This is a genomic window from Kitasatospora sp. NPDC092286, assembly GCF_044755565.1.
Classification (GTDB): Bacteria; Actinomycetota; Actinomycetes; order Streptomycetales; family Streptomycetaceae; genus Kitasatospora.
This window is the reverse complement of sequence record NZ_JBIVRD010000062.1, coordinates 22,786-29,646: the sequence shown is the minus strand read 5'-3', so window position 1 is coordinate 29,646 and position 6,861 is coordinate 22,786. Positions and strand designations below refer to the sequence as shown.

At 75.4% G+C, this 6,861-nt stretch carries 7 protein-coding genes; 5 read left to right on the top strand and 2 right to left on the bottom strand.

Going from position 1 to position 6,861, the window contains the following annotated elements:
• Positions 1-68: 68 nt before the first annotated feature.
• The 3 genes from ACIQIB_RS36970 to ACIQIB_RS36960 all read left to right on the top strand — a co-directional run bounded on the left by ACIQIB_RS36970 (position 69) and on the right by ACIQIB_RS36960 (position 2,609).
• Positions 69-635 carry a hypothetical protein gene (locus tag ACIQIB_RS36970; RefSeq protein WP_400763482.1) on the top strand — a complete coding sequence of 189 codons (567 nt, stop codon included), beginning with the start codon at positions 69-71 and terminating at the stop codon, positions 633-635.
• A gap of 27 nt (positions 636-662) precedes the next feature.
• On the top strand, positions 663-1,757 hold the full coding sequence (locus tag ACIQIB_RS36965) for a TIGR04222 domain-containing membrane protein (RefSeq protein WP_400763479.1): 1,095 nt from the start codon (positions 663-665) through the stop codon (positions 1,755-1,757).
• A gap of 69 nt (positions 1,758-1,826) precedes the next feature.
• On the top strand, positions 1,827-2,609 hold the full coding sequence (locus tag ACIQIB_RS36960) for a TIGR04222 domain-containing membrane protein (RefSeq protein ID WP_363613469.1): 783 nt from the start codon (positions 1,827-1,829) through the stop codon (positions 2,607-2,609).
• An 84-nt stretch (positions 2,610-2,693) separates the two neighbouring features.
• Here the strand turns inward: ACIQIB_RS36960 and hemQ are convergent, their stop codons facing one another.
• Together hemQ and hemG are read right to left on the bottom strand one after the other, a co-directional pair.
• Complete coding sequence (gene hemQ / locus ACIQIB_RS36955) at positions 2,694-3,419, bottom strand: hydrogen peroxide-dependent heme synthase (protein ID WP_363613467.1); 726 nt, start codon at positions 3,417-3,419, stop codon at positions 2,694-2,696.
• Positions 3,416-4,852, bottom strand: coding sequence for a protoporphyrinogen oxidase (gene hemG / locus ACIQIB_RS36950; protein WP_400763477.1), 1,437 nt, complete (start codon positions 4,850-4,852; stop codon positions 3,416-3,418). The genes hemQ and hemG overlap by 4 nt, the downstream gene beginning before the upstream one ends.
• Positions 4,853-5,148: 296 nt before the next feature.
• On the opposite strand from hemG, the gene ACIQIB_RS36945 reads away from it, so the two are divergent.
• Both ACIQIB_RS36945 and ACIQIB_RS36940 read left to right on the top strand, forming a co-directional pair.
• Entirely contained in the window at positions 5,149-5,589 is a 441-nt protein-coding gene (locus ACIQIB_RS36945) for a DUF523 domain-containing protein (RefSeq protein WP_363613463.1), read from the top strand.
• Positions 5,590-5,738: 149 nt separating this feature from the next.
• Positions 5,739-6,836 carry a DUF4349 domain-containing protein gene (locus tag ACIQIB_RS36940; protein WP_400763475.1) on the top strand — a complete coding sequence of 366 codons (1,098 nt, stop codon included), beginning with the start codon at positions 5,739-5,741 and terminating at the stop codon, positions 6,834-6,836.
• Positions 6,837-6,861: the final 25 nt, after the last annotated feature.

Genomic DNA, 6,861 nt, shown 5'->3' with positions numbered 1-6,861 from the left:
GCAAGACGCTCGGCTGGAATACCCCAGCCGAGCGTCTACGTGATCTACTCACCACCTAAAACCAAGTGGTGTTGCGACGACCCCTTGAACCCAAGAAGAGCCCGGCGCACGATCACCCCGCGCACGAGCCCCCGGCGCACGAGATCCCCGCCCACGGGAGCCCAGCGCTCGAGGCCCCGGACCTGACCGCCGCCCGCGCCGCGCTGGCCCGGCGCCAGGAGGCGCTGCTGGCCGCCCTGGTGGCCGGCGGCCCCGTCCCGCCCGGCTTCGACGAGGCCCAGGTGCGCGCCCAGTCGATCGGCCTGGCCGCCAAGCGCCGCGACACCGCCGCCAAGGTCGCCCCGGCCCTGCCCCGCCTGCTCGGGCCGCAGTACGGACCGCTGTTCCTCGCGTACGCCCGCCGGCACCCGCAGACCGGCGGCTACCGCGCCGACGCCCGCGCCTTCGCCGCCTGGGCGATCGCGGACGATGCCACGGGAGAGGAGCACCGCACCGCCCTGCGGCAGTGGCTCGACCCCGCCGCCGGGCGACGGCCCGGCCCGCTCACCCGCCTGCGCCGGGCCCTGCTACCCGGCCCGCGGCCACACGACCAGAAGAGGCCGGCGGGAAGCGCCGGACCCTCCCACGAACTGTAAGACCTCACCATTCCGGGGGAAACGCCCATGTGGCACAACGTCTACTACCTGGTCCCGGCCGTCCTGCTGGCCGCGGCCGCCGTCGCCGCGATCCGGGCCAAGGTGCTGGTCAAGCGCGTGCCCTTCGCCAAGGGCCTGCCCGGCCGCGGCCTGCCGCTGCTGGACACCGCCTTCCTGTCCGGGGGCCCCGGCCGGGTCTTCGACACCGCGCTGGTGCGGATGCACCAGGCGGGCCGGGTGGTGGTCAACCGGGCCGGCCTGGTCACCGTCACCACCGGCACGCCGTACGACGCCGTGGACCTCGCGATCATCGAGGCCGTCGGACCGTCAAAGCACCGCGACCTCACCCCGCTGCGCCGCGAGGTGATGCGCTCCCCCGCCGTCCAGGAGATCGGCGACCGGCTCGCCGACCGCGGCCTGATGCGCAACCCCGTCCGGCTGCGGCGGGCCCGCCTGGCACGCCGCCGGCTCTGGTTCGCCCTGCTGGGCGTGGTGGTGTTCACCGTCGCGGCCTATCTGCTGGACTCCGGCGACGCCGGCTCCGACCGGCCCGCGCCGTGGATCCCGCCGGTCCTGCTCGTGGTGGGCCTGGTCGCCCTGATCCTCACCTGGCCGGTCAAGGGCCGGATCACCCTGGCCGGCTGCCGCCAGCTCATTCTGATGAACAGCGGCAAGCCGTGGAAGCCCAGTGCCGGTCTGGCGCCCAGGTCGACGGGCGGCGCGCTGCTCGGCGCGATCGCGCTGGGCGGGCTGGCCGCCGCCGGGCTCGGGGACGAGGAACTGCAGGAGGCGATGCTCGCCGCGGCGGCGGCCGACGCGGCCGCCCGGTCCACGGCGGCCACCGGCGGCTCCTCGTCCTCCTCCTCGTCGTCCTCGTCATGCTCGTCGTCCTCGTCATGCTCGTCGTCCTCGTCCGGCTCCTCCTGCGGCGGCTCGGCCGCCTGGTGCGGCTCCTCCGACTCCGGGTCCTCCGGATCCGGCTGCGGCGGCGGCAGCTGCGGCTCCAGTTCCAGCGGTTGCGGCTCGTCCTCGTCGAGCTGCGGCTCCGGCTCCAGCAGCTGCGGGTCCTCGTCCTCCTCCAGCTGCGGTTCGAGCTGTGGTGGTTCGAGCTGCGGCTCCTGACGTCACAGTTCGGTATCGCGCTCCGGGAATGCGTTCCGCGCGCGACCGCGAGAGGTCTACAACAAGCCCATGTGGTTGCTCTTCCTGATCCCGGCCTGCGTCGCCGCGGTGCTCTCCTGCATCCGGCTGGTCCGGATGACCGCCACCGCGGACACCCTCGCCGGACAGGACGGACCGCGGCCGTCCGAGGCCGTCGGAATCGGGCTGTACGAGACGGCCTACCTGGCGGGCGGCCCGGACCGGGTGGTGGAGCTGGCGCTCGTCCTGATGTCCTCCCGGGGGCGGCTGCACCTCGCGCACACCGGCTGGACCACCGTCGTCGACCCCAAGGGCCGCAGCCGGCTGGAACGCGCGGTGGTCGCCACCGTCGGGCCCGAGGGCCAGTGCCGGACGGCCGACCTGCGGCGGGCGATGGGCGTCCACCCCACCGTGCTGGAGATCGGCGGCCGGCTGACCCTGGCCGGACTGGCCACCCCGGCGTCGGTGCAGCAGAACACCGTCCTGGTGATCCGGCAGGTCCGGCAGGCGCTGCTGCTCTCGCTGGTGCTGCTGGCCGCCGCGCTGGCCGTCGGCGGGGCCGCGGACGGTGACACGCTGGTGCCGCTCGCCTGGTTCTCGCTGCCGCTGATCCTCACCTCGGGCACGCTGCTGATGGCCCGGGTCGACGTCTACCCCTACACCCAGTGGGCCTCACCGGTCGGCCAGGAGGTGCTGCGCGAGGTCCGCCCGGCGCGCCAGCACGGCCTCGTCGACGACGACGAGCGTGAACTGCTCACCGCCGTCGCGATGATCGGCCCGGCCGCCCTCCCGGACGCCCGGCTGCGCGCGGCGCTCCGCCCCCAGCGCGACTGACCGCGGCCCGGCCGACCGCGCTCCGGCCGGAGAACGCGTGGAGGGGCCCGCCGAGGCGGGCCCCTCCACATGGTGCGCGGCCGGTCAGACCAGGCCGTTGAGCAGCTCGCTCACCGGCTTGCGGCGGCCGGTGAAGAACGGCACCTCCTCGCGGACGTGCAGCCGGGCCCGGGACGGGCGCAGGTCGCGCATCAGGTCGACGATCCGGTGCAGCTCGTCCGCCTCGAAGGCGAGCAGCCACTCGTAGTCGCCGAGGGCGAAGGAGGCCACGGTGTTGGCCCGCACGTCCGGGTAGCCGCGCGCCATCTGGCCGTGCTCGGAGAGCATCGCGCGCCGCTCGGCGTCCGGCAGCAGGTACCACTCGTAGGAGCGGACGAACGGGTAGACGCAGACGTAGTCGCGCGGGCGCTCGTCGGCGAGGAACGCCGGGATGTGCGACTTGTTGAACTCGGCCGGGCGGTGCAGCGCCATGTTCGACCAGACCGGCTCCAGCACCCGGCCGAGGCCGGTGCGGCGGAAGCGGTTGTACGCGTCCTGGAGGTCGTCCGAGTCCTCGGCGTGCCACCAGACCAGGATGTCGGCATCGGCACGCAGACCGGACACGTCGTAGGTGCCGCGCACCGTGATGTCCTTCGCGGCCAGCTGGGCGAAGAGCTCGTCCACCTCGGCCGCGAGGGCGGTGCGGTCCTCGGGCAGCGCGCCCTTGAGCTTGAACACCGACCACATGGTGTAGCGGATGACCTGGTTCAGGTCGCGCGCCTTCTTCTTCTCGGGCTGCTGCTCCGGCTGCCGCTCAACGGTCTCAGTCATGCGCCCATTGTCCTCTCCGTGGAACCTTCCCCGGTCTCCGGGGTCGGCAGTCCGTCGACGATCGCGGCCACCGCCGTCCGCGCGCTCGCGACGCACGCCGGGATGCCCACCCCGTCGTACGCGGCCCCGCACAGCGCCAGCCCGCCGAGCCGCCCGGCCTCGGCCCGGATCCGGGCCACCCGGTCGAGATGGCCGACCGGGTACTGCGGCAGGCCGGCCCGCCAGCGGGTGACGGCGGTGTCGTACGGACGGGCGGTCAGGCCGATCGCCTCGCCCAGGTCCTCCAGCGAACGGGCCACCAGCTCCTCGTCCGGCAGGTCCAGCGCCTGCTCCTCGCGGTGCCGGCCCAGTGAGGTGCGCAGCAGGAACGCGTCCGGGGCGGAACGCTCCAGCCAGCCCCACTTGTTGGAGGAGAAGGTGGACGCCTTGATCCGCCGGCCGTCCACCGGCGGCACCAGGAAGCCGCTGCCGGCCGGCGGTTCGGGCAGGTCCGCGCGCCGGAAGGCGAGGGTGACCAGCGCCATCCCCGCGTACTCGACCCCGTCCAGTTCGGCGGCCGCGCCCGGCGCGTCCGTGCGCAGCAGGCGGGCGGCGGCGGGCGCGGGCACGGCCAGCACGACGGCGTCCGCCGTGAGCGTCTCGCCGCCGCCGGTCACCACCCGCCAGCCGTCGGGGGCCCGGCGCAGCTCGTCCACCGGCGTGTGCGTCCGCAGCTCGGCTCCGGCCCTGACGCAGGCCGCCGCGACCGCCTCCGGCAGCGTGCCGAGGCCGCCGCGCAGGCCCTGGAACACCGGCCCGGCGGTGCTCTGCGGCCGGGTCGCCAGCTCGCGCACCCCGGCCACCAGGGAGCCGCCGCCCTGCGCGATCGGCAGCAACTGCGGCACGGCGGCGCGCAGCGAGATCTCGTCGGCGTGCCCGGCGTAGACGCCGCCGAGCAGCGGCTCGACCAGCCGGTCCACGACCTCGCGGCCGAGCCGGGCGGCGACGTACCGGCCGATCGCGATGTCGTCCGCGACCTCCGTACCGCCCTCGTGCCGGGTCCGCTCCAGCCCCTCGGCGGTGAGGACCCCGGAGGCGGCGAGCGCGTCCAGGTCACCGGGGACGCCCATCACCTGCCCGCCGGGCAGCGGCCGCAGCGCGCCCCTGGTCCAGATCGCGGCCTTGGCGGTGGTCGGCGGTTCCAGCTCCTCGCCCAGCCCGACCGCACGGGCCAGTTCGACCGCCTCGGGCCGCCGGGCCAGCATCGACTCGGCCCCCAGGTCCACCCGGACCCCGCCGACCTCTCCGCCGGACAGCTTCCCGCCGACCCGCCCGGACGCCTCCAGCAGCGTCACCCGGGCCCGCGCGCTCCCCCCGGCCGCACCGCTGAGGAAGGCGGCCGCGGCCAGCCCGGCGATACCGCCGCCGATCACGACGACATGTGCTTGCGACATGCCTCGCAGTCTTGCAGGTCCTTACACCTTTGCCGCACTCCGCCCGCTTCCGGACGATTCCCCCTCCGCAGCGCCGCCGATCAGAGCACGGCCAGGGCGTGTCTGACAATTCGCGGCGGATCAGCGCGCGGCGTTGGGGTGCGTGCATCGCAAGGCGGAGGAGGGAGTCCATGCGGAGCATCGGCGACCGACGACAACGCGGCGTGGGGGCACCTCCCGGCCGGAGGCTGGGGGAGTGCGTGCCCCAACGCCGCACGCCCGGCGGGAATTGTCAGACACGCCCTAAGCTTTCCGCCATGGAACCGATCCTGGTGAGCGCGTGTCTGGCGGGTGTGCCGTGCCGGTACGACGGGCGGGCGAAGACGTCGGCGGCGGCCGTGGGGCTGGTGGAGGCCGGACAGGCGGTGGTGGTCTGCCCGGAGGTGGCGGGCGGGCTGGCGACGCCGCGGCCGGCGGCGGAGATCGTCGGTGGGGACGGCGAGGACGTGCTGGCCGGGCGGGCCCGGGTGGTGGACGTGACGGGGGCGGACTGCACCGGGGCGTTCCTGGACGGCGCCCGGCAGGCGCTGGCCGCCGCCGAGGCGGCCGGGGCACGGCGGGCGCTGCTGATGGCCCGCAGCCCCTCGTGCGGCTGCGGCCGGGTCTACGACGGCACGTTCACCGGCGCCCTGCGCCCGGGGGACGGGGTGACGGCGGCGCTGCTGCGGCGGGCGGGCATCGAGGTCGAGGCCGGGTAGCCACCCCGGCGACCGTACGTGTCCCCTCCGCCACCGAGCCGTGATCGAGTTGCGATCTCCCGGACGGGTCCGATTCGGGCCCTCGCCCGTCGAATGGTCTGGGCGCCCCGGTCGGGGCGCCGGACCGAGGGTTCGGGGAGGGTTCGATCGTGGTGCGAGGACGACGCAGACCGGGCGCACTGGCGGCCGGAGTGGTCGCGGCGGCGCTGCTGGTCGGGGGGTGCGGCGCGGCCGAGCGGAACATGGACGCCCGGGCGGGGGGCGACAGCGCGGCGAGGAAGGACGAGGCGCCCGCGGCCGCGGCAGCGCCGGCCGCCGGTGCCGCACAGTCGGCGGCTCCGGCCGGAGCGGGCGGAACGGCGGGGGCGGGGCAGACCGGGCAGGCGACCGGGCAGCCGGGCGCCGTGCCGGCCGCGGACACCCGGCTGATCGCCTACACCGCGCAGCTGTCGCTGCGGACCACGGACGTCTCCCAGGTGCTCGCCAGGGCCCGCGAGCTGGCGGCCGCCGCCGGGGGCTACATCGGCGGCGAGACGGTGAACGGCGGGGCTCCCGACGGAAGGGACCCGTACAGCGCGGCCCCCCGGCCCGGCGGCCCGCTGAACGGCCAGATCACCCTCAAGGTGCCGTCGGCGGCGTTCCAGCAGACCCTGGACCAGCTCTCCGCACTCGGCGAGGTGCTGTCGCGCAAGAGCCAGGCGGACGACGTGACCCAGCAGGTCGCGGACGTGGCGAGCCGGGTCCAGAGCCAGCAGGCGAGCGTGGAGCGGGTGCGGGCGCTGATGGGCCAGGCGAAGTCGCTGGCCGACATCACCAGTCTGGAGAGCGAGTTGAGCCGCCGTGAGGCGGACCTGGAGTCGCTGCAGAAGCAGCAGAAGGAGCTGGCCGCCCGGACTTCGCTCTCCACCCTCACGCTGGACGCACGGCGCGAGCCGACGCCCGCCCACACCGACGCGCCCGACGCACCGAAGCAGAGCGAGGAGGGTTTCTGGCACTCGGTCGGCTCCGCGCTGGGCGGCGGCTGGGACGTGCTGGTCACGATCGTCCGCGGGCTGGCGATCGCGGTCGCGGCGGTGGCGCCGTTCCTGCTGGTACTCGGGCCCGCGGCGTTCGCCTTCTGGTTCCTCCGGCGGCGGCGGGCGGCCAAGCTGCCCCCGCGGCCCGCCCATGCGCCGGGCCGGCCCGGCTTCCCGGCCGGTCCGGAGGCGGAGGAGACGGTGGAGGAGGAAGAGGAGCGGTACAGCTGAGACAGCGGTGGCGGGCGGCCTTGCG